At 54.7% G+C, this 26,163-nt stretch carries 20 protein-coding genes, 1 tRNA gene and 3 pseudogenes; 7 read left to right on the plus strand and 17 right to left on the minus strand.

Annotated elements, in window-relative coordinates; genetic code table 11:
- Positions 1–75 precede the first annotated feature (75 nt).
- Entirely contained in the window at positions 76–1,260 is a 1,185-nt protein-coding gene (desA, locus tag B347_RS0104165) for a delta-9 fatty acid desaturase DesA (RefSeq protein WP_019408451.1), read from the plus strand.
- A gap of 62 nt (positions 1,261–1,322) precedes the next feature.
- Here desA and B347_RS0104170 read toward each other — a convergent pair whose 3' ends face one another.
- The 3 genes from B347_RS0104170 to gabD form a co-directional block, all read right to left on the minus strand.
- Positions 1,323–2,549, minus strand: coding sequence for an HDOD domain-containing protein (locus B347_RS0104170; protein ID WP_019408452.1), 1,227 nt, complete (start codon positions 2,547–2,549; stop codon positions 1,323–1,325).
- Positions 2,550–2,694: 145 nt separating this feature from the next.
- Positions 2,695–3,978: a 4-aminobutyrate--2-oxoglutarate transaminase gene (gabT, locus tag B347_RS0104175; RefSeq protein ID WP_019408453.1), complete on the minus strand. Its 1,284-nt coding sequence runs from the start codon at positions 3,976–3,978 to the stop codon at positions 2,695–2,697.
- A gap of 178 nt (positions 3,979–4,156) precedes the next feature.
- The gene (gene gabD, locus B347_RS0104180) at positions 4,157–5,599 is read right to left on the minus strand and encodes an NADP-dependent succinate-semialdehyde dehydrogenase (RefSeq protein WP_019408454.1); all 1,443 of its coding nucleotides are present in this window, start codon (positions 5,597–5,599) and stop codon (positions 4,157–4,159) included.
- A 491-nt stretch (positions 5,600–6,090) separates the two neighbouring features.
- Here gabD and B347_RS0104185 point away from each other — a divergent pair.
- The 4 genes and pseudogenes from B347_RS0104185 (at position 6,091) to B347_RS0104200 (ending at position 9,138) form a co-directional block, all read left to right on the plus strand.
- Positions 6,091–6,167 (plus strand) — tRNA-Arg (locus B347_RS0104185).
- A 167-nt stretch (positions 6,168–6,334) separates the two neighbouring features.
- Positions 6,335–6,466, plus strand: a pseudogene (locus B347_RS25405) (tyrosine-type recombinase/integrase); the annotation flags it as partial.
- A gap of 475 nt (positions 6,467–6,941) precedes the next feature.
- On the plus strand, positions 6,942–7,322 hold the full coding sequence (locus tag B347_RS0104195) for a putative quinol monooxygenase (RefSeq protein WP_019408456.1): 381 nt from the start codon (positions 6,942–6,944) through the stop codon (positions 7,320–7,322).
- A 64-nt stretch (positions 7,323–7,386) separates the two neighbouring features.
- Complete coding sequence (locus B347_RS0104200) at positions 7,387–9,138, plus strand: NtaA/DmoA family FMN-dependent monooxygenase (RefSeq protein WP_019408457.1); 1,752 nt, start codon at positions 7,387–7,389, stop codon at positions 9,136–9,138.
- Positions 9,139–9,441: 303 nt separating this feature from the next.
- Here the strand turns inward: B347_RS0104200 and B347_RS0104205 are convergent, their stop codons facing one another.
- Both B347_RS0104205 and B347_RS0104210 read right to left on the minus strand, forming a co-directional pair.
- Entirely contained in the window at positions 9,442–10,389 is a 948-nt protein-coding gene (locus tag B347_RS0104205) for a hypothetical protein (RefSeq protein ID WP_019408458.1), read from the minus strand.
- A complete protein-coding gene (locus tag B347_RS0104210; protein ID WP_019408459.1) occupies positions 10,386–11,105 on the minus strand; it encodes a hypothetical protein in 720 nt (239 codons plus the stop codon). Before B347_RS0104210 ends, B347_RS0104205 begins: the two co-directional genes overlap by 4 nt.
- Before the next feature lie 161 nt (positions 11,106–11,266).
- On the opposite strand from B347_RS0104210, the gene B347_RS0104215 reads away from it, so the two are divergent.
- Positions 11,267–11,683 (plus strand): VOC family protein, encoded by a 417-nt coding sequence (locus B347_RS0104215; RefSeq protein WP_026013983.1) that lies wholly within the window; start codon positions 11,267–11,269, stop codon positions 11,681–11,683.
- Positions 11,684–11,911: 228 nt separating this feature from the next.
- On the opposite strand, the pseudogene B347_RS27115 reads toward B347_RS0104215, so the two are convergent.
- From B347_RS27115 to B347_RS0104265, 10 genes and pseudogenes are all read right to left on the minus strand, one after another.
- A pseudogene (locus B347_RS27115) lies at positions 11,912–11,986 on the minus strand (hypothetical protein); the annotation flags it as partial.
- Between the two features lie 161 nt (positions 11,987–12,147).
- The gene (locus B347_RS0104225) at positions 12,148–13,617 is read right to left on the minus strand and encodes a YdgA family protein (protein WP_019408462.1); all 1,470 of its coding nucleotides are present in this window, start codon (positions 13,615–13,617) and stop codon (positions 12,148–12,150) included.
- A gap of 394 nt (positions 13,618–14,011) precedes the next feature.
- A complete protein-coding gene (locus B347_RS0104230) occupies positions 14,012–15,493 on the minus strand; it encodes a YdgA family protein (RefSeq protein WP_019408463.1) in 1,482 nt (493 codons plus the stop codon).
- Positions 15,494–15,798: 305 nt separating this feature from the next.
- Positions 15,799–17,244, minus strand: coding sequence for an efflux transporter outer membrane subunit (locus B347_RS0104235; RefSeq protein WP_019408464.1), 1,446 nt, complete (start codon positions 17,242–17,244; stop codon positions 15,799–15,801).
- Positions 17,241–18,143, minus strand: coding sequence for an efflux RND transporter periplasmic adaptor subunit (locus B347_RS0104240; protein ID WP_026013984.1), 903 nt, complete (start codon positions 18,141–18,143; stop codon positions 17,241–17,243). Before B347_RS0104240 ends, B347_RS0104235 begins: the two co-directional genes overlap by 4 nt.
- Positions 18,140–18,349 carry a DUF1656 domain-containing protein gene (locus B347_RS0104245; RefSeq protein ID WP_019408466.1) on the minus strand — a complete coding sequence of 70 codons (210 nt, stop codon included), beginning with the start codon at positions 18,347–18,349 and terminating at the stop codon, positions 18,140–18,142. The genes B347_RS0104240 and B347_RS0104245 overlap by 4 nt, the downstream gene beginning before the upstream one ends.
- A complete protein-coding gene (locus B347_RS0104250; RefSeq protein WP_019408467.1) occupies positions 18,346–20,436 on the minus strand; it encodes an FUSC family protein in 2,091 nt (696 codons plus the stop codon). Before B347_RS0104250 ends, B347_RS0104245 begins: the two co-directional genes overlap by 4 nt.
- Entirely contained in the window at positions 20,433–20,864 is a 432-nt protein-coding gene (locus B347_RS0104255; protein ID WP_019408468.1) for a MarR family winged helix-turn-helix transcriptional regulator, read from the minus strand. Before B347_RS0104255 ends, B347_RS0104250 begins: the two co-directional genes overlap by 4 nt.
- Positions 20,865–20,964: 100 nt before the next feature.
- Positions 20,965–21,222, minus strand: a complete 258-nt coding sequence (locus tag B347_RS0104260; RefSeq protein ID WP_019408469.1) for a DUF2789 domain-containing protein — start codon at positions 21,220–21,222, stop codon at positions 20,965–20,967.
- The gene (locus tag B347_RS0104265) at positions 21,203–22,828 is read right to left on the minus strand and encodes a glycosyltransferase family 39 protein (RefSeq protein WP_019408470.1); all 1,626 of its coding nucleotides are present in this window, start codon (positions 22,826–22,828) and stop codon (positions 21,203–21,205) included. Before B347_RS0104265 ends, B347_RS0104260 begins: the two co-directional genes overlap by 20 nt.
- A 253-nt stretch (positions 22,829–23,081) precedes the next feature.
- Here B347_RS0104265 and B347_RS0104270 point away from each other — a divergent pair, with 253 nt between their 5' ends.
- Positions 23,082–23,780 (plus strand): GntR family transcriptional regulator, encoded by a 699-nt coding sequence (locus B347_RS0104270; RefSeq protein WP_026013985.1) that lies wholly within the window; start codon positions 23,082–23,084, stop codon positions 23,778–23,780.
- A 47-nt stretch (positions 23,781–23,827) separates the two neighbouring features.
- Here the strand turns inward: B347_RS0104270 and B347_RS27120 are convergent, their stop codons facing one another.
- Both B347_RS27120 and B347_RS27125 read right to left on the minus strand, forming a co-directional pair.
- Positions 23,828–24,613, minus strand: a complete 786-nt coding sequence (locus tag B347_RS27120; RefSeq protein ID WP_423812767.1) for a methyl-accepting chemotaxis protein — start codon at positions 24,611–24,613, stop codon at positions 23,828–23,830.
- Positions 24,614–24,682: 69 nt separating this feature from the next.
- Positions 24,683–25,708: pseudogene (locus tag B347_RS27125) on the minus strand (HAMP domain-containing protein); the annotation flags it as partial.
- Positions 25,709–26,163 lie beyond the last annotated feature (455 nt).

Raw genomic sequence — 26,163 nt, forward strand, 5'->3', positions numbered from 1 at the left:
CGACTGGTTTTATCTGGCTGCATAGTGATAATGCGTGTTGCAGTTTTTTTCATTTTCCCGAGGGCCAAACAGCCTATGTGGTACAACGGTTTTCTCGACTTGTCAGCCTGGCAATTGGTTGCAGTCACCCTGTTGATGACCCACGTGACCATTATCGGTGTCACGGTTTATCTACACCGCTATTCAGCGCACCGTTCACTTGAGCTCAACGGTGGCCTAAAGCATTTCTTCCGCTTCTGGCTGTGGCTGACCACGGCTCAGAACACGCGCGAGTGGACAGCTATCCACCGCAAACACCACGCCAAATGTGAAACCGCTGATGACCCGCATAGCCCAGTCGTCAAAGGGTTATCGACCGTTTTGCGAAAAGGTGCAGAGCTTTATCGCGAAGAAGCGCAAAATCCTGAAACGCTGCGTATTTACGGTAAAAACTGCCCTGAAGACTGGATTGAGCGCAACCTCTATTCACGCTACAAGCTGCTGGGCGTGATGTTGATGCTGGCTATCGACTTGCTGCTGTTCGGCGCCATCGGGCTGACAATCTGGGCTATCCAGATGATGTGGATCCCAGTTTGGGCAGCAGGCGTTGTAAACGGTTTAGGCCATGCAGTGGGTTATCGCAACTTTGAATGCCGCGACGCCGCGACCAATCTGGTGCCGTGGGGCATCATCATTGGCGGCGAAGAGCTGCATAACAATCACCACACGTACCCGAACTCGGCCAAGTTGTCGGTCAAGAAGTGGGAGTTCGACCTGGGCTGGGCCTGGATCAAAGTGTTCAGCTTTTTGCGTCTTGCCAAAGTTCAGCGCGTTGCGCCTATCGCCCATCGGGTCGAGGGCAAAGGCAACCTGGACATGGACACCGCGATGGCGATCCTCAACAACCGTTTCCAGATCATGGCTCAGTACCGCAAGTTGGTAATCGCGCCGCTGGTTCAGCAAGAGCTGGCCAAGGTCGATCACTCGGTGCGCCATCAGTTCCGCCGCGCGAAGCGTCTGCTGTCGCGTGAAACCAGCCTGCTTGAAGAGCGCCATCACCAGCGCATCGAAACCCTGCTGGAGCACAGCCACTCGCTCAAAGTGATTTACGAGAAGCGTTTGGCGTTGCAACAGATATGGGTTAAGACCAGTAGCAATGGCCACGACATGCTGGCAGCCATCAAAGAATGGGTACACGAGGCAGAGGCGAGCGGGATTCATTCGCTGCACGAATTTGCCAAGCAATTGAAAACTTACTCGCTGCGTCCTGCGGCGGTTTAAGAGCGGTCATAGGCAGCGACCACTGTAGTCGCTGCCTTCGTACCTCGGCAGCGACTACGGGTTTATGGGATGCGTTGTACCTTGCCCATCAACCGAGACAGCTCAGAGGTGCCGACTTTCAATAGGCGAGCTGTTTTGCTGTGAGCCAATGTCTCAATGCCTTCTTCTGACTCCAGAAGGGCCGCCTGCCCCGCCAGGTTCATGACCAGCGCTTCACGCGAATACACCCCGCCCCCCAAGTGGTAGACCGCCGCGATCAACTCGCGCAACTCCAGCGGCAGGCGCCAGCGCGTGCGCAATGCTGAGCCGTAAGCAGCCCCAAACTCGTCCAGCGACTCGTCGATCACTGCGGTGTCCAGTTCGCCGCCCGCCTGCTGCCAATTCTGTAAACATCGCAACACGGCCAAGTCACCTAAACGATGCAGCAAGCCGGCGCAATAGCAGCGTTCCTGGTCCAGGTTCAGCATGTTTGCCAACGTGCGACCATACTCAGCCGCCCGCAATGACACGGCCCATTGGTGTTCGGCGTAATCAGCCAAACGAGGGTCGTTTAACTGCGCGCTGTTCTTGAGCGTGAGCCCTTGCACCAGGTTCATGCTCTGCGCAGGGCCCAGCCGTTGCAACGCATGGGCAAGCGTCTGGGCTGGGCGCGTGAGGTGTTGCGCCGCGCTGTTGGCCGCCGCAATCAGCACGGCAGTAATTTGTGGATCGGTGTGCACTTCCTGTTCCAGCGCATTCAAGTCCAACCCATTAGGTTTCAAGCTGCGCTTGACCGCCGCTCGGGCGTCAACCCACAACGGCGCGCCGTCTGAAGACCCTCGGCGCTGTGTCAGAAAGCGCTTGAGGGTCATGCCAGGGGCCAGCGCCACTACGTCGCATAACACTTCTTGTCCAGCGCTCAGCAACAGTGCGTGCAGACGTTTGGTCAGACCGTTCATGTCCAGCGGCTTGGTCAGGTAGGCGGTCGGCGCCAGCGGCAAGGCTTCACGCACACTGGCGCTGTCATTGCGGCTGCTCAGCAACATAAACGGTAAGGCCGGGCTGCGGCGGCGTTGGCGCACTGAGCGCAAAACGTCTAGACCGCTAACGCCAGGAAGATCCCGGTCTGCAATCACTAGGTCATAGCTTTTTTGGCTCAGCAGCACGAGCGCTTGCTGGCCTTCACTACACACGTCCAACTGCGCGTCACAACGCACACTTAAGACCACTTGTTTGAGCAAATCCCGAGACCAAGGATCGGCCTCTGCAATCAACACACTCGGTACAGCGGATAAATCTACAGCAGTCATGCAATTTGCTCCCAGCACAGTGCCTGCACCTTAGTCAAAGGCAGCGCGTGGATACAGAAAAAAGCATGTAAATAGACCGCTCAAACCAAAAAAAACCGCCGAAGCGGTTTTTTTTGTCTATCGAGTCACATCTTCACTGTTGGGCTTACGCCAGTTCAGCGAAGCACTCTTCGATAATGGCCAAGCCTTTATCCAGTTGCTCGTCTGGCGAGGTCAACGGCACCAGCACGCGCAATACGTTGCCGTAAGGACCGCACGACAGCAGGATCAGACCTTTCTCACGAGCTTTGGCGACTACTTGAGCCACGGCTGCAGCGTTTGGTTTGTGCGAGTCGCCGCCTTCGAAAAGCTCGACCGCGATCATGGCGCCCAGCGCACGAACGTCGCCGATCACCGGGTACTTGGCCTGGATGGCTTTGAGGCCAGTCACCAGACGCTCGCCTACAGCTTTGCAGCGATCCAGCAGGTGCTCTTCTTCGAACACTTCGAGCACTGCCAGTGCCGCTGCGCATGCAATCGGGCTACCGGCATACGTGCCGCCCAAACCGCCTGGAGCAATGGCGTCCATCAGTTCAGCCTTGCCGCACACACCGGCCAGCGGGAAGCCGCCAGCGATGGATTTAGCGAAGGTGGTCAGGTCGGCAGTGACGCCCATCTGTTCCATGGCGAAGAACGTACCGGTACGGCCAGCGCCAGTTTGTACTTCGTCCGCGATCAGCAGAATGCCGTGCTTGTCGCACAGTTCGCGCAGGCGAGCCATGAACGCTTTCGGCGCCACGTAGAAACCACCTTCACCCTGAACAGGCTCGATGATGATGGCGGCGATGTCTTTAGGCTCGGCATCGTTTTTGAAGATGCGTTCGATGCTGGCGATGGAATCGTCAACGCTGATGCCATGCAGCTCGCATGGGTACAGTGCGCGGAAGATACCGCCTGGCATCAGGCCCATGCCCGCCGAGTACGGTACAACTTTACCGGTCAGGCCCAGGGTCATCATGGTGCGACCGTGGTAAGCGCCAGTGAAAGCGATCACGCCAGCACGGCCAGTGGCTGCACGGGCGATCTTGACGGCGTTTTCGACCGCTTCAGAACCAGTGGTCACCAGCAGGGTTTTCTTCTCGAAGTCACCCGGCACTTTGGCGTTGATTTTTTCGCACAGCTCTACGTACGGCTCGTAAGCCAGCACTTGGAAGCAGGTGTGGGTCAACTTGGTCAGTTGTTCTTGCACGGCGGCAATGATTTTTGGGTGCAGGTGACCGGTGTTCAGTACCGCAATACCGCCTGCGAAGTCGATGAATTCACGCCCTTCAACGTCGGTCACGGTAGCGTTTTTCGCCGACTCGGCAAAAATCGGGTGGATCTGGCCAACGCCGCGCGGGACAGCGGCTTCACGGCGTTTCATCAGAGATGCGTTGGTCTTGTTGCTCATGGTGTTCCTCATTCGCTGCTTATCAAGCAGCGTGGTTCAAGGCTGACGCGCCGAGGTGTCACTCATGCCAGCATGCGATGATCGACTGGCATGGCGCGCCCGGCCACAAAAATTAACAGTTTGAAACGCAGAAGAAGCATCGCTCTCGTGCCCCTTCTGCTTGAACCACCCGCCGGGTTTAGATACCCAGGCAGAGATATTTGATTTCCAGATAGTCTTCGATGCCGTACTTGGAACCTTCACGGCCCAGGCCCGACGCCTTAATACCGCCAAACGGGGCGACTTCGTTGGAAATCAGGCCGGTGTTGACGCCGACCATGCCGTACTCCAAGGCTTCTGCCACACGGAAGACGCGGCTCAGGTCACGGGCATAGAAGTACGAGGCCAAGCCAAACTCGGTGTCGTTGGCCATTGCGATCACTTCAGCTTCGTCTTTAAAACGGAACAGTGGCGCCAGCGGGCCGAAGGTTTCTTCCTTAGCGACAGCAGCATTTTTAGGCACGTTGATCAGAATGGTCGGCTCGAAGAAGCTGCCTTCCAGGCTGTTGCCGCCTGCCAGCAAGGTTGCGCCTTTGCTCAATGCGTCAGCAATATGCTCTTTGACTTTGGCCACAGCTTTGTCATCGATCAGCGGGCCTGTGGTGGTGCCTTCGTCCAGACCGTTACCGATCTTCAACTTAGCCACGGCCGCTTTCAGTTTTTCGGCGAATGCGTCGTACACGCCATCTTGAATGTACAGACGGTTGGCGCAGACGCAGGTCTGGCCGTTGTTGCGGTACTTGGAGATGATCGCGCCTTCAACGGCCTTATCTAGGTCCGCGTCGTCAAACACGATGAACGGCGCGTTGCCGCCCAGTTCCAGCGACACTTTTTTGATGTCTTTCGCGCATTCGGCCATCAGTTGGCGACCGATTTCAGTCGAGCCAGTGAAGGACAGTTTGCGCACGATTGGGTTGCTGGTCAGCTCGCCGCCGATGTCGCCAGCGCTGCCAGTCACAACGCTCAACACGCCTTTCGGAATGCCGGCACGGTGCGCCAGCTCAACCAGAGCCAAGGCCGAGAACGGCGTTTGCGAAGCAGGCTTGATTACCATCGTGCAGCCAGCGGCCAAAGCCGGGCCTGCTTTACGGGTGATCATGGCGGCCGGGAAGTTCCACGGCGTAATGGCCGCAGTCACACCAATCGGTTGTTTGATCACGATCAGGCGCTTGTCCGGCTGGTGACCAGGAATCACGTCGCCATAGATACGCTTGGCTTCTTCAGCGAACCACTCGATGAACGAAGCGGCGTAAACGATTTCGCCCTTGGCTTCGGCCAGTGGCTTGCCTTGTTCCAGGGTCATCAGGCGGCCGAGGTCGTCCTGGTTTTCAATCAACAGTTCAAACCAGCGACGCAGTTTGGTAGCACGCTCTTTGGCAGTCAGAGCACGCCAGGCGGGCAATGCATTGTCGGCGGCTTCAATGGCACGACGCGTTTCGGCGGCGCCCATTTTTGGCACGGTACCAATAATTTCGCCGGTCGCCGGATTGTTAACCTTGATCGTCTGACCACCGTCCGCATCCACCCAAGCACCATCGATATAGGCTTGTTGGCGGAACAACTGGGCGTCTTTGAGCTGCATGTTGGCTTTCCTTAACAGCACCGCGCAGGCGCGGAGCGAATTATTAATAGAAGAAAGGCGCCATAAAGCGAGATGCTTGAAAACGTCGCGAGCGAAGGAAAGACAAGATAAAAACAGGCAAGGAAGCGGAGTCTACGGATTGTAAATGAGCATTCCGAGTCTGTTTTTAACGCAGTATTTCCGAGTGCAGCAGTTTTCATGCAGCCTCGCAGGCTGCCGTCAGGAAGTCATTCACTGGCCAAAGTACCTGTATAGCGCACAAATGATAAGCCGTGCGGTTCAGCACTCAGACAAGAGCGTTTGAAATCTCAAACGAATCCTAGGTTCAACGGGGGTAAAGGACAATAGTTTGTTCGAAAAAAAGAACAAACGGTGTTGTTTACCCTTTTCTCACCTAGCCCCCATTAATAGCTCATAACGCGAAAGGAAACACCCTACGAATCATCTCCATGGACGAGCGACACGCAGATGAGTATTATGGCGCCCGCGTCGCACCAGTAGCTCAGCTGGATAGAGTACTGCCCTCCGAAGGCAGGGGTCATGGGTTCGAATCCCGTCTGGTGCACCATATAGCAATCTAGACCTGTCTCAGACAGTCTACGAATCCCCTCAAGAAGCCCGCCCTGTGCGGGCTTTCTTGTTTCTGGCTATCCGTCCCTGTCCACCCCTATACCTTCACGCCGTGTATGCCCACGTATATGCCTTGAAATTCCTTGAACTGGAGGCCTACAAGCAGTGAAACGAACTGAAATCAAACGCCGCCCCTTGGCTGATACCACGCGCGCAGGCTTGGAGCCAGAAAGTGCAACGTACCGCGAACAGGACGGCAACGGTCTGTATTCCCGGGGAAAGGCTAATGGGCAAAAAAAGACGGGCTTTGAAAAAATGGCAACTTATCCCTTCGATCAGAGTGCTTTGAAGTAATCCAGGCGTAGCTGTTGGCAACCCTCATGCTCAAATCCCCGACGCCCGCCGGAGGTGGGTTTCCTAGCTGCCGAAGGCTGCGATTTGACGTGACTCTCTGGAAGTCTGCCTTGGGTCGATTGCTGCAGTTTATGACCGGGACCTCTCGGCAAGAAGCGGACATAACATCAGGCGGACAAATAAAACCCGACTCTCGCTTCCAATAACAGCAGAACAACCTGCCTTTAGAGATAAGTGTTGCCCGGCAAACAGCAGTTCAACAGTGTGTAGCAGCAAATAAAGCCAAGATCAGCCTGAATTATATTTAACTCATTGATTTTAAAGTTAATTTAATAAATGGCCCGGTTCCTGCTCTGTCATTCCTCGACCCAGACTGAGTGCAATTAACAGTCGATAATTGTCAAAGGAAGCTATACGCATGTCCCTCCCCGAAAAAGCCAACCTTGCGAATAATGAATCTAACCGACGTATTAACGCTGGGTCGTCTGCCGGTAACGCTCAAGACCCCAAGTATGGGCTGCTCGTGACCCTGACCGCAAAGGCCGGCAAGCAAGACCAGGTGGCTGCGATTCTCAGCAATGCCCTCAGTGTCGCCGTTCGTGAGTCGGGCACCGTCACCTGGTATGCCTATCGCATTACCAACACAAAATTCGGAATCTTCGACACCTTCAATGACGAAGAGAGCCGCAGCGCTCATCTCAACGGTGATATCGGCAAGACGTTAGCGCAAGTCAGTGATGAACTTCTGGACGGCGCGTTGGATATACAAGCGCTGTCGATCGTGACCTCGAAAATTTAAAGTTCGCCATTCGTCTTTGGCCAGTGAAGCTCACCTAATTTTATTAGCGTACGCAGGATCAAACATGCCCAAACAATACAATAACCGTGCCCATATCTTCCTGAGCGCTTTTGATATGCACTGTGTCGTGCACCAGAACCCTGGCATGTGGAGATACCCGGACGACCAGACACACAATTACAAGGACATCGAGTACTGGGTAGAGATGGCAAAGGTCCTGGAACAAGGTGGATTCGATGCCTTGTTCATTGCTGATGTTCTTGGCTTTTACGACGTGTATGGCGGCAATCGCGATGCGGCCTTGCGAACCGCCGCGCAGGCACCGGTTGGGGATCCGTTGATGACGATAGCGGCTATGGCGGCCGTCACCAAAAGACTGAGCTTCGGCGCCACGGTTTCGCTGACCTACGAGTTGCCTTACAAATTCGCGAAGACGATGACCACGCTGGACCACCTTACCAAGGGCCGAATCGCCTGGAACATCGTGACATCCTATCAGCAGAGCGCTGCCGTCAATCTCGGGCTTGACCGCCAGATCGAACATGATGAGCGCTACGATATCGCCGACGAGTTTATGGAGGTTTGCTACAAGCTTTGGGAGGGATCCTGGGAGGACGGCGCCGTTGTCAGGGATATAGAGCGAGGTGTGTATACCGACTCGTCGAAAGTGCATGACATCAACCATGTCGGAAAGTATTTCAAAGTTCCAGGCGCGCATCTTTGCGAGCCGTCGCCACAAAGAACCCCTTTTCTTTTCCAAGCAGGTGCGTCGGCAAGGGGGCGTAATTTCGCCGCCTCCCATGCTGAAGCGGTCTTTCTGATTGGCACCAACCCGAAGGATACGCGTACCGTCGTCGATCAGTACCGCATGCTGGCCGCTGAGCAAGGCCGCGACCCGCGCAGTCTGAAGATCATCATCATGCTGACGCCAATTGTTGCGCAAACGGATGAACTCGCCCAACAGAAGCTGGCGACCATCAAGGAATGCGCCCAAGTCGATGCGGCGCTGGCGCTTTGGGGCGGCTGGACCGGCATCGACCTGGCCGGGGCTGATCCAGACAAACCACTCGATCAATTCCGCGGAGACGGCATTCGTGCGTTCAGCGATATGCTGACCCGTGTTGACAGCGAACTGGTCTGGACCCCCCGCCGCTTAGCTGAATGGCTCTGCGTAGGCGGTATGAGCGCAAGCTGCGTTGGCTCGCCACAAACGATTGTGGATCATATGGAGGAGTGGCTTGAGGTCGCCGATGTCGACGGATTCAACATTGCCCGCGTGACGAACTTCGGTACGTTTGAAGATTTTCGCGACTTGATTACTCCAGAATTAAGACGCCGAGGTCTGATCGCCGAGGCCTCAGAACAGCCTTCCCAGACGCTGCGCGAGCGCGTCTACGGCCACTCTCAACTTCGCGACGATCATTTGGGCTCGCACTTCAAGCACGGCAAGTCGCACTCTGCACCGCAACGTAGATCGGCTCCCGTGACCCTGCGCACATCGCCACGCAATGTTGGCTTGCTGGTGACGCTGACAGCAAAGCCCGAAAGCGCGCACCAACTGGAGAACTGGCTCAAAGATATGCAGCGCTTTGCACTGGATGAGCAAGGGACCGTGACGTGGTACGCGTTCAAACTCGATGAGCATACCTTTGGCATCTATGACACGTTCCTGACGGAGGAAGGGCGCGAGCAGCACATTCACGGGAATATCGTGAAGTCACTTCGCAAAGAACAGCACGACATGCTGGCCATTCCGCCAGAAATTCGACAAGTCGACTTGCTGGCGGTGAAAAGCTCACCTAAGGCTTTGGTGTAAGCGCCTTTCTCATTCCAACGTGCATTGGCGTTTCGGTGGAGCGGCTTTAGGCTAGCGCGGCAGTGGCTGACAGACTGCTGCGCACTAGCCGATATAACTCAGCGATGCTCGGCGTAAATGAACTTTCGCTTCTGGCCGATTACTACCTCAGGCCGTGAGCCATAAAACGTCCACCAACGTTTTATGGCTGCAAGCCTATCGAGTAAACCATTTACCAGGAGCCCACCACTACCAAGGCCTTACTCAGATCCAGCGCAACATCAGCGTCTTACTTGGGCTCAAGGTAACGGTGGCGAGCCTGAATCAGGCAGCCAGAAATCGAATTTGCGTGACACTTTCATTGAGCAACTCGACCGCCTGAGGGTGCTGGGCAGTGAACGCTAACAAGCTACTCTGGTATTCGATGGCCGGAGCTGCCTGTTTACGGTACTCAAGAAAGGAAATGATGTTGTCAGCGGCATCCTGCGTTAACTGCTCTACCCACTCCTGATTAGCTGCGATGGTGTCTATAACCGACTTATTAACGTGCAGCCAATCCTCTTGTAGTTCTCGCAATGTCTCGATGGCATACGTCTCCCCCGCTGTGCGCTGCTGAACGTATGACTGCAAAAATCCGAGGTACATCATGCGTTGCTGCAAACTTTTCAACACATCCAAGGATTCAACGAAGCCTGCGCCGGTGACGTCAGCTGTCGCTCTGTTCAATGTCAGTTTTGTGATCTCGTATTGCTCGTGCAGATTACCCACTTGACTCTTAAGCCCTTGAAGATCACCAAGCTCGGCGAATTGGCGGACGGTCTTGAGCGCGGCACGGAAACGCGCGTCATCGCGCAACGCTTCCCGAGCTTTGACATCGCGAGCCATATCCAGCAGCAGATCGAGCTTTTCCGATTGCTGGTGCAACTGCTCGGAAATACCGTTGAGCTTTTTGCACACAATCGCAAAACCGGCGACAGAAACAGCCAGATTCAGTCCAGACAACGCTAGGTTCGCGTACTGCAGGCTTTGCAACGCGCCCAAGGACTCCTGTATGCCGCCAGCACCGCTTAGGGTTTCCAAGACACGGCCAATCTGTTCTGAAGCTTGGTCTGCATTATCAGGAAACTGCAGATGACCCACGATCTCCCCGCCTCTAGGGTTACCTTTAGAAAACCTGACAACGCCGCCCCACACCGTATACAGCCCGGAGCTAATGCCCTCGAGAATCTCCGGCGCGGAACTGATAGCTCTAGCAATAATTTCAGCGCTCATACGCACGCCCTCAATCTGTTGGCGAAGTCCTCGTGGTCCGCGGCGACAACGCCAGCACGGATCCGCGCGATGTGGACGGTAATCATGGTCAGCCCTTCCAATTCTGGTCGCGCTTTATTTTTCACTGCCAAAACGCTGGCGGTAACAACACCGATTGCGCCAAGCGGTAATACTTTGTGCATGGCCGCTGCTGCAACTGAACCCAGCGCACTGCCAACTACGGTTGCTCCTACTCGACCTAAGCGCGACTTGCTCAACGGCCCGAGTAAAGAGCCGAATGATGAAGCCACAGTTGAAGGTTTTGTAGTCACTTGCACGTCTTGCTCTGCCAACTTTTCGGCAAGCATCTCGAGCATCATCTGCTCGATACGCGCGGTCGTGTCTTGCTTGCTAAATTTTATTTTCAACTCACTGGCGACATCCCGCACAACTTCGTCGTAACTGACGGGCTCGCCTCGGCGCAGCAAACTGGCAAGGCTGACGCTGCCCAGCGCACGAATTTCGAAAGCAATTTCGTTGACGGCTGGGTATAGCTGGCCCTCTTGGTGGCAGCGGGCAAGTTTCTGCCTAGAAGCGTCATTACCTAGCAAGCGGTCATTGGATTTAGCCAGCAAAATATCGGCGATGGCGTGCAACTCATCCGGCGTCGCCAGCCGCAGCACCTCTTCCAGCGAGATATGCTTTTTGATCAGCGGTAAATTTCCACTATTGCTCATACATAGGTCCTTTTTTTTATGCATGATCTAAAAAGTTTGCGGTGTAGCTATACGGCTATTTAACAGACTCCAACCTTATTATCACTAGTGCTCATTGCGTACTGGCAATGTTGGCCACAAAAGCTGGCTACAGTGAGCGCTCCACTTGCGGGGGATTACTCATGTTTAGCCATATCCAGATTGGCGCACGGGATGTGCCAGCAATGTCTGTTTTTTACGATGCGGTGCTGGCGACGCTGGGGCTAGTGCGCATTGTTCATGAGCATGAAGACACCGGTCCTGCGGGCGTGGGGTGGCAACGGCCGGGGTTCTATTGGCCGCAGTTTTATATTCAACAGCCGTTCAATGGCTTGCCCGCGACGTGGGGCAATGGGGTGCAGGTAAGCTTTGGTGCGCAGTCGATTGAGCAGGTGAACGCCGCATGGGAGACGGCTTTGCGCTTGGGTGGCAGTGATGAAGGTGCACCTGGGGATCGCCCACAATATGGCGCCGATTATTACGGCGCGTACTGCCGCGATCCAGAAGGCAATAAGTTGTGCTTTGTGTTTGCGAAAACGTTGCTGCCGGAACTGATGTGACGTGCCGTACATGCTCTTAACAAAGTGACACGCCGTAAAGGCGAAACCCTAAGTCGCCGTAGCCGCAGCAATGGATATTCACTCAAATCAAGAGCCCCCTCGCCCTAGCACTCTCCCGAAGGAGAGGGAACCGATTGGGGGATACTGTCGATTATCAGTAGCCTGTTTGCTGCGCGACAGCGCAGCGTCGAAGACGGGGCGGCACCTTCTACGGAGGCGTGGTTGAGGTTAGAACTGATACTCGACGCTGCCTTGCAATGTTCTTCCCCGGCCCAGGGTGAAGACCAGCACGTCGCCCAGCGGGTTATCCGGCGTGTAGCTGTAGTCCACAGTGTCAGGTTCTGGGCCTTGACGCTGTTGCTGAGCGGTATAGATGGCATGAACTAAGCACAGATCGCTGTCGAACTGGGCATGCCTGGTCAACTCCCACAAAATCAATCCTGAGGATCATTACGCAAGATTGTTTACTGACTTACGCCATCCCATAGAGGTGACAACACACTAAAGAAGTCTTCAACACTCATTTTTTGGTCATTTAAGTCGACTTGCCCAGCCGAATAAACGAGCGATGCCATGACAGTGTTGCCTTCAATTTTTGCCAACCCAGTTTCCACCGCTTTTAGGGCGATCATTTCACTGCCCAACTTGGCCAGTTGAGGAATGTCCTCTGGGGCTGTTGTCCCGACCAGTTGTGCCTGAACACTCAGCAAGTCGGCCAGCATTGGCTTGGAGAGTTTTAAATCCACATACACGCTAGAGATTGTGTGCCTGATTTGGTCAGCGAATCCGCCGGCACGCCCGGAAGGCTTGTTAATGCCCAAAGCGAAACTGAAGTGGCTTTCTCCGTTAGCGGTTTTTATCGTCAGATTATCCCACTCCGTGTATGGCTTCGACTCAGCATATTTCTCTGCCGCCGTTTTCAACTTATAGAGTTGGTCATAGCTCAATGGTGTGCCAGGCCGACGCTGAATATTTTGGCTATAAGAATCAAAAATCGAGAGTATTGATAAAAGCGCTGGAATATTAATGTCTCTAACCGCGACACTCATGTTGGCACTGGCGACCGACTTTCCATTGAGGGTGATGTCTCCCACTCGATAGGCATCCTGAGCGTCCATCAAATCACCGCTCGCCTTGCTGACGCTCTTTAGTTCAAGATCCTTTAAGCCTAATTGCGTTTGGCTCCCCCGCCAATTTATCTTCCCCTCACCCAAGGTAATAGACCGGCTGCCTACATAAAAATCATGAAGCGTTTTGTTCAAATCGGTGTTCAACTCAACATTTTTAAACTGAACCTCAAGGCGTGTTTGTTTGTTGTCACCGAGGCGAAGATTAAAATCTTCGGCCTGACTTTTAACCCTTAACTTTCTACCGTCGCCTGTCTCTTTAAAAATAACTGACAGGCCAGATGATGAAAGTGATAGCTGCTCAAGGGAAATATCGATTGGCAGCAAATCAACCTGCCCACTGGTTGACCCGGAATAACCATAGACAACGTGGCCTTGAAGTGGGGACTGGTTTTTTTCACCCGTGAAAAGTAGTTCTGTTGAAGGTGTTTTTTCGAGCGAAAGATTGCTGGTCGCTATAACCGGGAAAAGGTTCAGGTTTTTAACCCGTGTCCAAGGAAAAGGTCCGTGCTCAATCCGATCGACAACGATAAATTCCAGGGGTGCTGAATGCGTAACAGACGATGCGTCTTTGTATTTGACTCGATAACGCGCGGTGCTACTGAAGATACCCTGTTCAAAAGAGACCAATTCAAGCCAAGCTAGAATATTAAAAGCTGCTCTGCCAACTTCTAGTTTTTTATTGGTTTCGTGCACCATCGACTGCACAGCGCCTTCTAGTTGCGTACCTGTTAACCATGCGCCGACAATGCCTGACCCGCAAATAATCGCAGTGACGACTACCAATACCTTTAATGTTTTTTTCATTAGCTGACTCAATCAATGTCCATTTTGTTTAAAACAAGAGATCGTGCAAAATCCGGCACGGACTAAAAAGCGGCCGTAGACTATCACTGCCAACAAAGTAAACTTTAGTTTTGAGTCACACGATATTTCATGTAGACAGGGCATATGCCCAATTAGTATTTAATGATTCCCGAATACGCCCTTTAACAAGGGCGGTCCCAGCACGCACTATACTCAAAGAATGTTAATTATGAATTCTTCCTACAAGCTAAAACGCCATATCTTATTTTATATATAGATTTTAATTACGTACTGGCGACTACTTTGCTACAAGGCATTCAGTTCTCAACGTCGAAAGTAGAGCCTGCAGAAGCGAGCATGCTCGCTTCTACCGTTGAGAGGCCGTGCGCAGCCGTTAAAGGCGGTCGGGGCCGTTACCGAGGCGAGTGACCATCAGGTTGATGAAGTCTTCAAGGCTCATTTTTTGGCCGTTGAAGTCAACCTGGCCTGCTGCGTAGTTGAGTGATGCCAGGATGTTGTTGCCCTCCACTTTCGCTACCCCGGCTTGCACAGCCATGACACCTGCCATTTCGCTGTTCATGGTGGCCATTTTCTCAATGGTTTGAGGATCTGTCTGGCCGGCCAGTTGCGCCTGAACAACCGACAAGTCGGCAATCATCGGCTTGGACAGCACCAGTTTGGCGTCTAGAGAGGTCAGCACTTGCTGTGTCAGTTCGAGCGGAGGCTGTTCGAACGTGGTCGGCGGGGCAAGGCTTACGGCCACGTTGAGGTCACTTTGGCCATTGGCGGTTTTGATCGTGAATTTCTCCAGCGCCAGCTGTGGCTTGGCCGTCAGCATTTGTTTAACGTCGGCTTGCATCTGGGTCTGTTCCGCCTGGGTCAGCGGGGCCACAGGTTTTGTACCGTCAGGTTGCGGCTGGACTTTGGCCTGATAGAGCGTTAATAACGACTGCATGGCCGGGACATCCAGGCTGCTGGCAGTCATGATCATTTGCGCACTGCCCACTGGCTTGTCGTCCAAAGTGAAGTCGCCCACGTTGTAGCTAAGGCGCCCGGACATGAGGTTGCCCTTAGCCGACGCCGAACCCGCATATTCGAAGTTTTTGACCTTGGCAACCGATTGGCGCTCGCCGAAAGTCAGTTGGCCTTCGCTCAATTCCAGAACGTTTTGGCCCAAGTAAAAACCAAAGGCACTTTTGTTCAAATCACTGGCCATGGTTAGGCCATTAAGTTCGATGCGTGCCCGTGGCTGGCCAGGGGTGGTGCTCACGAACTCCAGGTGGTCCATGTAGCCTTTACCTTTGACATTTTGCCCGTCAGCGTCCGACTGAGCACTCATGGTCAAGCCGGAAAAAATGAAGTTGGCGTTTTCATCAAGCTTGGCTTCGAGGGGCAACAGCGCCAAATCGCCATCAATCGAGCGGTTGTAGCCAATCGTTACCCGGCCCTTCAGCGGAGACTGGTCTTTGGCCGCTGCAAACCATTTTTCGGTGAACGGGGTTTTTACCAGCGAATAGTTGCTGGTCGCCATGACTGGCATCCACTTGAAGGTTTTGATGCGCGACCATGGCAAAGGACCGTGTTCGATGTGGTCTGCAAACAGAAAAACCATCGGCTGCTTGCCCATGTCTTTGTCGTCTTGGATATCGACTCGGTAATGCGCCGTGCTGCTGTAGAGGTTACGCTCAAATGAGGCCAGCTCGACGGTGGCGCGGGTCGTGGTGCCCTTAAGCTGTTGCGCCAGCTCTACGTTGGCCTGCTCCAGGGATTGTTCCAGTTCGCCCTGAATTTTGGTCCCGGTGTACCACGCACCCGCAGTATTGAGAGCCCCTGCAATTACAACAATGCCTACCAGTACGCCTAATGGTTTGTTCATCAGTTGACCCGTTCAATGTCCGTTGTGTTGAAAGATATGCGGTCTTTGCTGAGCCCTTCATGGGCCCAAAAGTGGCGGCAGGTTAACACTAGCGACAGCCCGACGCTTTTTCAGCGCAGCCGATGTGCGGCACAGATCAGACGCTTCGCGGTCAAGACCGTGGGCATAGCGCCTGAAACAGGCGCTCTAAGGCACTTCTACTCGCCCGACGGATGGCGTCACACGATTATTCCTACAAAATTAAAGGCAGCATCCTAATGCCCACACATTAGCCCTCGCTTGTGATGAACTGCGTGACATTGTTGTCATGGTTTCGCATTGGCAGCCGCCGGTGTGCGACCACTTTCCCATCCGCCCCCCAGAGCCAAAAATAGATCAATTTGGCTCATAGCCACTTGTGTGTTGGCAGCGGCCAGTTGAGCGCGAACGTCGGTGTAGGTGCGTGTGGCCTGCAAGTCTGAAAGGAAGGAGGCACGCCCGGCCTGGAAAAACTGATGGGTCTGGTCGGCAGCCGTTTTGGCGGAGGCACCGGCATCGGCCAATGCATCACGGCGCTGAAGCACGGCGGTGTATTGCACCAGGCTGGTCTGGGTTTCGCGGATGGCGTTCAGCACCACGCCATCAAACGTGGCCAGCGCACCTTGGGTGGCCGCTTCGGCTTCTCGGATCCGCGCCCGGGAACCGTTGGTGGGTAGGGTCCAGCTCAACAGAGGACCAAAGCCCCAGCGATTAGTCGGCGCGGTGCCGAGGTTGTCCAGTATGCCGACAGTGCCAATACTCGCTCCGATGCTGATGTCCGGGTACAGCGAACCGGTGGCCACGCCAATTTGAGCCGTTGCGGCCGCCAAATGGCGTTCGGCCTGACGCACGTCAGGACGACGTTTGAGCAGCGCCGCACCATCGCCTACCGGCAACAGTTGCGCGATATGCGGAAGCTCAGCACAGGTGGCTACCCCGGCAGGCAGTTGGTCCAGCGGTTTGGCGAGCAGCATCGACAAACGAAACAGTCCCGCCTGACGCAACGCCTCGTAACGCGGCAACTCTGCACGCAACGATTTGAACTGGGTTTCGGAGCGCGTGACCTGGGTTTCGTCACCCCGACCGGCATCCCGCAGACGCTGAGTCAGCGAGGTGGTTTGTGCTTGTAGTTTTAGCGAATCTTGAGCGATTCCGCGCTCTTCATTGGCCGCACAGACTTGGGTGTATGCGCGTACCACGTCAGCAACCACGGTAATGCGCGCGGTATCAGCGGCCGCTTGGGTCGCGTCGGCATTGGCCTGCGCCGCTTCGATGCCGCGCTGCAAGGTGCCCCATAAGTCGAACTGGTATGAGGTGCTGATGCCGAGGTCACCAACGTTTGCCACGGGTACTTTGTCTGCCAGCAGGAAGGCTTCGCCGGACTCTTGAAGACGTTGAGCGCCCGCCTTAGCCGAAGCGTTCCAGCCACCCGCCGATTGCGCTTGTTCAACCTGAGCCCGCGCCCGCGACAGGTTTGCCGCAGCCACCCGCAGGTTGGTGTTGGAGGCCATGGCCTGACGGACCAGCTCGTTCAGCGTCGGGTCTTGGTAAAGCTTCCACCAATCGTTTGGCACCGGCGCCGATACAACATTGGCGCCCTCACCCGCCAACTCACCCTGCACGTCTGGACGTTGCAGGGCCGAGTCTTTGGGTAGTTGATAGTCAGGCCCGACCATCTGGCAGCCTGACAGCAGAAAACCCAGCCCTACGGCTGCCAGGTGAACAGCTTTCATTGCGCCTTCTCCTGCGCAGCCTGGGCCTTGGGTGAATCCGCGATGATAGAAACAGTCGCGGTGCGCCCGGCGATCATGCGGAAGTCTTCAGGGACATCATCAAACACGATACGCACGGGGATCCGTTGCGCCAGCCGTACCCAACTGAATGCTGGGTTTACGTTGGGCAACAGGTTCTGGCCGCTGGTGCGGTCGCGGTCTTCGATGCCTGCCACGATGCTTTCAACATGGCCGCGCAAGCGGGCGTCATCACCGACCACACGAATATCAACGCGTTGGCCTACATGGATGCCATCGAGTTTAGTTTCTTCAAAATAACCATCGATGTGGAATGAGCTGCTGTCGACAATCGACAAGACCGGCCGCCCCGCTGTCACGAATTCGTTGACCCGTGGCGCGCGGTCGTTGACGTAGCCATCAACTGGGCTGCGCACCACGGTGCGGTCAAGGTTAAGTTGTGCGCTGTCGACCGCCACTTCGGCTTCTGTCAGCGCCGCCTGCGCGCGCATTTCACGCGACTGGCTTTCTTCCAACTGCTCACGGGCGACCAGGTTACCCAAGCCACGGTTACGGCGGTTTTCACGCTGGGCCTGAGCCAGTGTCTCCTTGCGATCAGCCACTGTCGCCTGAGCCTGACGCAGGGCCAGTTTGTAACGCTCCTGGTCGATGATGAACAAGACCTGGTCGCGGGTGACGGGTTGGTTGTCACGCACATCCACTTGTTTGATCAGACCGGATACATCGGGAGAAATTTGCACCACGTCAGCACGGATGTGGCCATCGCGGGTCCACGGAGCAAACATGTAGTACATGGTCATGCGCCAGACGACGACGCAGGCAAACGCCACCACCAACAAGGTGAGAACGACGCTGCCCAAGGTCATTAAAGGTTTTTTCATGTCATTAGATATCGACTAAACGAATCCACAACGCCGAGTAACAGAGCGTAGAGACCGACGTTGAACAAAGCCCGGTGCCAGACCAGGCGGTAAAAGTGCACACGCGTCAGCAATGCGTGAACCACCAGAAACAGTAAGTAGGTGATGCCCATCAAGACCAAGAGCGTTGGCAGGAATACCCCGCTGATATCGATATCTCCGATCATAGCGGCGCTCCATCAATGCCCTGAACATGCGGGTGTTGCAGGTTGTCGTTATCCACAATGAATTCCACGCCCGGCAGCAGTGCCAAACGCAAACCGCTAAGCGCGTGCAGCAGGTGAACGCGGGCTTCACTTTCGTCTTGCAGGACGTTTGTATTGAGCGCACGACGGGTACGGTCCATGGTCATCTGCAGGGCGCTGGGCACGGGCAAACGCTCACCCTCTGAAAGGCAGGCGCGAAAGTAATCGCCCACTTCACTGACCACCTGGCGCAGCAACAGTTGCGGCCCGCCTGTGACACGCGGGGCGTAGGCCAGCAAGTCGAGAAGGTTCAGCGCCACGCGCAGTTCACGCAGAGCCACGCCGGTGTCTTGCCCGGTCATGGCCAGGCGCGGCAAGTGCTGCATCAGGCGGTCAAGCATTTGTGCCCCCATTTGCCGGTGCTCGGCCAGGGTTGCGGGCTTGGTCAGTTTGACGATGTCGCGCCAACTGAAACGGGTCAACCGTTTGGCCGCGAGTTCGGCGCCAAACGGACGCGCGATCAGGGTCCAGACAAAAGCGAACAGCAATCCGATCGGGCCCGCTAGGTTGGCGTTGATGAATACTTGGAAGTCAGCATCGTAAGCCCCCTGAATGCTGATGAAGGATGCCGTGTTGACGATGGTCAGCAAGGTGCCCAAGTAAAAACGCGGCTGGACGGTCAGGGTGCCGACGCAAATAAACGGCACCGCGAATGCCAGCACCAGCATCGGAAAATCATGCAGGTTGGGCAAGATCACAAACAGGTACAGGCTGGCGAACACTACCGACAGCGAGGTCCAGAAGAAGAACCGATATATCTGCGGAGCAGGGTCATCCATAGCCGCAAAGAAGCTGCAGGCGACGGCCGCCAATATCACTGCGCTGGCGCCGTCAGTCCAGCCGAGCAGGATCCACAATACGCAGGCAATGACGATGGCTGTGACGGTGGAAAACGCCGAATACAGCATCAGTCCACGGTCTAGAAAAGGTGTCAGGCGACCGAGCCGCCAATGCCGGTAAACTGCGCGCCAGACTGCTTGGTCGCCCGTTGCAATAGCCAACTGCAAACTGCGGCAGTCTTGCCACAGATCGATCCACTCTCCCAGTCGGTAGAGCACGTTGGACAGCAGTAACTGACGACGATCATCCAGAGCCTCGGGGCTGGGTTGCAGTAATTCCAGCTCATGGCGCAACGCTTTCCACTGTTCGACCGGGGCGCCGTCACTGGTTTTTTCAAGCCATGTGCGTGCGTGATCCAGCACCGGCGTGACTTTATCGACCAACTCCGGCGTGCGCCGCTCAAGGCTGTAAAGGGCATCGTCCAGCGCATCAACCACCGGCAGTAGATGGATCATCCGCCCGCGCAGTTCTTTCGTGTTGCGAACGGTCTGCGGGTGCGCGCCGTCATGTGGCAACTGGCCAATCATCAATTCAAGGGTATTGAAGGTCGCCACCATGGATGAGCGCAAGCCGCTGGCTTTACTCGGGTCTACATCACGGGCCAAGTAGTGCTTGCTGTAATTGGCCGCATCAATGAACCATTTGCTGGCCGAATCGATAAACACCGGCGTCAGGCGCCGTGGCCAGAACATGCTGCCCACCACTGCCGCACACACGATGCCGAGCATGATTTCTTCAGTACGTGAGACGGCGATGTCAAAAACATTGAGCGGGTTGTCGACAATCGGCAAAGCGATCATCGGCATGGTGTAGCCCGCCAGCATGAAGACATAGCTGTTGGCAGTGCGCAGATGCAATGACAAAAACAGCAGAATGCCCGTCCATAGCGCGACCACCAGCACCAGTAAGAATGGTGTTTGCACAAATAACGGAACAAAGAAAACCGCCGCCGAGGCGCCCAACAAGGTGCCAAGGGCACGGTAAACAGCCTTAGAACTGGTCGGCCCGACGAAGGGGCTGGAGACGATATAGACCGTGGCCATCGCCCAATATGGACGGGGCATTTCCATCAGCAAGGCGATGTATAGCGCGATCATTGAGGCCGCGAAGGTCCGCACGCCATAGAACCAGTCGCGAGCGGGCGGCATGCTGCTGAAGAAACCTTTCAAGAAGCAGCTCCATCTGGTAGTTGGCCTGCGGCGTCGAAGGCTTTGATCACCCTTAGTGCGGCTTCTTGATCGGCTAAAGAAACACCTGCCAGCGCAGCACGCCGGAGTTGCACAAGTTGCGCTTCAATCGATTGCACCAGCGCACGGCCGGTGTCGGTCAGGCTCAAGGTTTTTGCGCGCCGATCGCTGGCGTCTTCATTGCGCAGTACGTAGCCCGCCTTGCACATTTGATCGAGCAGACGCACCAGCGATGGACTTTCCATGCCGGCCGCTTGGGCCACAGTGACTTGCCGCACGCCTTCACCCAGACGGCCGATAATCAGCAACGGCATGGCGCAGGCTTCGGAGATTCCGTAGTTGATCAGCGTGGATTGGCAGACGCGACGCCAATGGCGAGTCGCGACCACCATCCCGGTGCTGATGCTCATTTGGAGTTGATCAAGGGAGTCAGGCAAGAGGCATCACATATTGTTAGTTTGCTAACTATTAATACTGCGCGGCCAAATTAACGCAGTCAAGTGTTGCTAATTAATTCTGCTTACCTGTGATCGGTTTTCCATGAAGCATAAGGTTTAGCTGATCGACCACTTCGGCCCAATCGGCGTCTTCATAAATTTCGTTGCGTAAGAATTCGGCTTGAGAATCTGTCCAAAAACACGCATCGGCCAGTTTCAAACCAGGCTTGAGCGGCGAGTGCGTGGTGACAAATTTCTCGATATCAGCCGGGCCAGAAGGCAATCCCAGTTGTTTGAACAACGATGGGAGGCTATGGGTGGACGCTTCCATCAAATAAGCTCCCTTTAGGGTCACGGCCACAGTTGTCGGCGCCGCAGGTCAAATATAGTCGAACCTGAGTGTCATTGATGGTCAGGTCCTGGGTTTTGTCCCAGCCTGCCGGAATGGGCGCGAAGTCATCCGGTTGCACGCTGCTGCTGACCAGCCAGATGCGACCCTGGGCAGCGGGCAAGTCAGCCAGATGATCTACGTAAATTTTGGCCCCATCGGCGTTAACCAGTGTGCCGAAACCGTAAGCCGTTGGCCGCCCGGACAAGCCCTCTGGGGTGGGCGGTGTGTAGAGCATGGGTTGGACATTGGTTTTGTTGTAGTAAACGTAGCTGAAGTACCAAAACAAATCGCTGACGATAATCCGATCGCCGGGTAAAAACTGCTGATTTACATGCGCAACCAACTGGTCAAAGCGGTCGACGTCACCGGTTAAGTTACCGCGCAGGCCCACGCATTCAACGCCCAGGAATAGTGCAAACACTGAGATCGCCAAGGCCCGCCTGTGCTTAAGCAAGCGATCAACCGCTATCGCGACAATTAACGGCAGGCCAAGGGCGGCGAACGTCACATAACGCTCTATAAACATAGGCGAAGCAAACGAGATCGCGTAAATCAACAGGATCGGTAGCAGGGTGTAAATCACGATCAGCGCGTGAAATTTATAGGGCGTGTTGTCTCTAACAGCGACCCACACAGCACCTGCAAAAAGCACTGAGGGTGCCAGCCAAAATAATGGTCCTGGAATCTTCGTGCCTTCACTCTGCATCAGCACCTGCCAAATCATGGACGGCAAAGCTCGCGCATCGACCGGGCTCTCCCAGCCAACATCTCCACCGGCTTTGAGTTCGTCCATGTGTTGCAGCAAGTCAGCCAGCCCCGGAAGCCAGGGCGCGAATAACACCACAATGGCAGCGTTAGAAATCCACCATGCCGGACGCTTGATCAACGCGCCTGCCACACTGTTGCGGGTACTCAGAAGCAGCAGATATAACCAGTGAGCGATGACACAAAAAGCCGTGAAATAGTGGGTGTAAAACGCGGCGGTCATCAGCAGGGTGTAGATGACTAGGTAACGGTTTTTTTGCGGACTTTTGACCCAGTAGACCAACGCAATCGTTGCCGCGATCAGCCACATTCCCAGTAGCGAGTACATCCGCACTTCTTGGCTGTAGCGCACAGCAGTCGGTAGCAGCGCCAATAAGATGCCCGCGAGTAACGCAGCCCGCTGGGTAGCGATCAGGCGCACTAGCCACATCCCTAGAAAGACACTTGCGATGCCCGGCAGAACGCTCAGGGCACGTATCGAAGCAAGGCTGTCGCCGAACAATGCGATCCAGCCATGCAATAACATGAAGTACAGCGGTGGGTGAACGTCGTGTGCGGCATGAAACCAGATGCCGCTGAGTGTGTAGTTGCTCAGCATTAAGCTGGAGCCTTCGTCGCACCAAATAGCAGAAACCGTTGAACCGTAGAACCGCACTGCCGACGCCAAGAGCACAATGCCCCACAGCCAGGGTTGGCGAACCAGTCGGACCAGCACATTGCGGGACGTTTGCAGACGCTGGAACAGTTGCTCGTCCAGATTGTTATTACTGATGACGCCCATCCTTCACCCGCTGTGCATTAAGACTCCGACTGGAGTCGTTTTTACTTTCGCGATTGTAGGGCACAAGCTTAAGCAAAAGGAGAAGCGTGTTTTATGTCTGTCACCAACCTAAAAAGATAGTGGCCCTCTACAATCGCTTGGTCTTCAGACGCGCTAAACTAGTTGTAACTGGATTTGACAAGGATGGTGCCAGTACCTAACTTTAATTGGATCCAAATAAGCGCGCTTAATTTCTGCCCTGAGTCGTATCAACGTGACCGTAAAACACAGTCCTTTACGCAGTATAGAAATACACGGCCCTATACCTGCCCATTTGGCGCGGTCGGTTATTGAAGAGGCTTTGCGCAACGCCATTCTCGATGGTCGGTTGCCCTGTGGTACGGCTATTCGACAGCAAGCATTGGCGGAGCTGTTCGGCGTCAGTCGCATGCCGGTTCGCGAGGCTTTGCGTCAGTTGGAATCCCAAGGTTTATTGCAAGTCGTGCAGCACAAGGGCGCGGTCGTTGCGCCTTTGATTGAGGACAACTCGCTAGAGACCTATGAGCTTCGTTTCTTACTTGAGGCTCAAGCCTTGCGCTTGTCACTGCCACTGTTGAAAGAGGACGATTTCGAGGCTGCTTCTGGCTACATCGACGCGCTTGAAGTCGAAACTGATTACGCAAAGATCGGCACACTCAATCGGCTCTTTCACCAAGCGCTTTACCGTAAGGCCCCGAACAAAAAGCTGTTGGCGTTGATCGAAGATGGGCTTGTTGAAGAAGAACGTTTTCTGCGATTCAACCTTGAACAGATGAACTTGGGCAGGCTGTGTCAGGACGATCACAAGGCGCTACTGCGTCATGCTCAAGCCGGCGATGTTGAGGGCTGTGTCGCGGAACTCGAACTGCATCTACAACGTGCAATTCAAGCGATTACTCAGTATCTGAATAGCCAGAAACCAAAACAGCCCTGACATGCAATATGCCAGGGCTGTGGATAAGCCATTGAAGTGTGTAAGCCTCAGATTTTAAAGCTGTCGACCAGTTGTTTGAGGCGACTCGCTTGCTGCGAAAGCGCATCACAGTCTTTGAGCGTTTCGTTGAGGTTAACCACGCCTTGTTGGTTGAGCAGGTTTATTTGGTTGATATCCACGTTCAGGCTTTCTACCACTGCGGTTTGCTCCTCCGTGGCAGCCGCGACCGATTGGTTCATGCCGTCAATTTCTTCGATACGCTGAGTCACGCTAATCAAACGGGCACCGGCCTGATTGGCCACCTCCACACTGTCTTCACTGGAGATCTGGCTGGCATTCATGGTGCTGACGGCCTCGCGGGAACCGACTTGCAACGAAGTGATCATTTTGTGGATCTCCTCAGCCGACTCCTGAGTGCGGTGAGCGAGGTTGCGCACCTCATCCGCGACCACGGCAAAACCACGACCCGCTTCGCCCGCACGCGCAGCCTCAATGGCCGCATTGAGGGCCAGCAAGTTGGTTTGCTGGGAGATACCTTTGATTACATCCAATATGTGACCAATATTGTCGGTGCTGGCATTCAGGGTTTCGATCTGCGCGCATGACAAACTGATCTTTTGTGAGAGCTCAGTCATGGCGTGAATGGTCTGCTCAACCACTTTGCGGCCGTCGTCGGCCTGTTCGCTGGCTCCGCTGGCATGCTGCGAAGCATCCGCGGCATTACGTGCAATCTCCTGAGTGGCAGCGCCCAGTTCGTTGATAGCGGCGGCAACGCTGTTGGTGCGCGCGCTTTGTTCATCGGAACCAATAATTGAGGCGTTGGACGAAGCCATTACCCGCTCGGACAAGTTGTGTACCTGACGAGTGACGGAGGACACTTCTGAAATAGACGCATGAATACGCTCAACAAACTGATTGAATGAGCCAGCCAACTCGCCAAACTCATCTTTGTGCTCAATCACGAGCCGGCGTGTCAGGTCTCCTTCACCTTGAGCAATGTCTTGCATGGCGCGGCCCATCGTTCTCAGTGGACGCATCAGCACTTGAATCAACAGGCCCAGCAGAAGTGCAATTACGCCTACGGCGATAAAAATGGCGACTAATGCGGAAGTACGAAATTTAGAGAGCGGCGCGTAGGCTTTTTCTTTATCCAGTGACTGACCAATGTACCAATCTGCGGACGGTAAGCCGGTCACCGGGGTAAAAGAGAGAATCCGCTCCTGACCATTGAGCGTCACCTCCTGAGTCCCTTTCTCTATTTTCAGAGAACTGGCGGGGTAGATATCTCGCAGGTTTTTCATCACTTGGTCTTTATCTGGACTGACAATGACTTGACCGTCTCCGCTCACCAAAAATGCGTAGCCCAAGCCGCCAGAATCAACTGAGTTGATGATCTTGACCAGACTCTCCAAGCTCAAGTCGCCTCCCACCACGCCCAATAGTTGGCCATCCTTTTTGACAGGCATGGCGATGGTGACAATCAGACCTCCTACAGCCGCCATGTAAGGCGGTGTAAGCATAGTCTTATCCGCTTCTACGCCTTGCTTGTACCAGGGGCGCTCACGCGGGTCATAGCCCTCAGGCATGCTGGCGTCTGGACGCTGAGTAAACACTCCATTAGCTTGGCCCATGTAGGTGAACTGGAAGTTCGAGGTGAGCGCTGGCTGGTTGATCAACCCGGGGAGATCAGCCTGATTACCTTGGTGAATAACATTCTGTGCAAGGCTCTCCAGCAACAAGATACGGCCACTCAACCAATTCTGGACGCTGCTGGCAGTCAGATTACCCGCCTGCTGCACGGACGATTCAATGTTCTGCTTGATCGTATTTCGTTGTAAGTAGTCGTTGTAGAACGTGAACAAAGCAAACGCCAAAACGACTACGCCTGATGCGGCTAGAAGAATTTTATGGCTGAACTTGAGATTCATAGCATGGGACTTCTTAGGCCGAGAGGAGGGATGCGTGCGGGCTCAAACCTCTGTGCAGCCATTCGGGCTGTGGTTCGTTCGGGCCTCAATGCTCAATACACGCATTGTCATCAGGCTGTCGGCATCAATGGCCGAAAACTTAGCTATTTGTGGCGTTTATTTGCTTGGTCCTACGAAGCAGCTGTCGCAGGTGCGCTAATAATCGTAAGCCACCAGGGAATAACACATTCCGCACTAGCCAATAGGATGGCCGTGGTTGTCTGGGGCTCAGCGTTTTAAATGCTTGGGCTTGTCTATCGAAACTATCGTTCGGCAGATTTGCTGTTCATGCTCGCGCAGGGACGCACGAGACGTGTCGACTGGCAGCTTGCGAACAACCTAACAGGGGATATTGGGATGTTTCTATCACGCAAAAACAAAACCCCTGTCTGCGTGAGCAGACAGGGGTTTCGGAA

The organism is Pseudomonas psychrophila HA-4, from assembly GCF_000282975.1.
GTDB lineage: Bacteria > Pseudomonadota > Gammaproteobacteria > Pseudomonadales > Pseudomonadaceae > Aquipseudomonas > Aquipseudomonas psychrophila_A.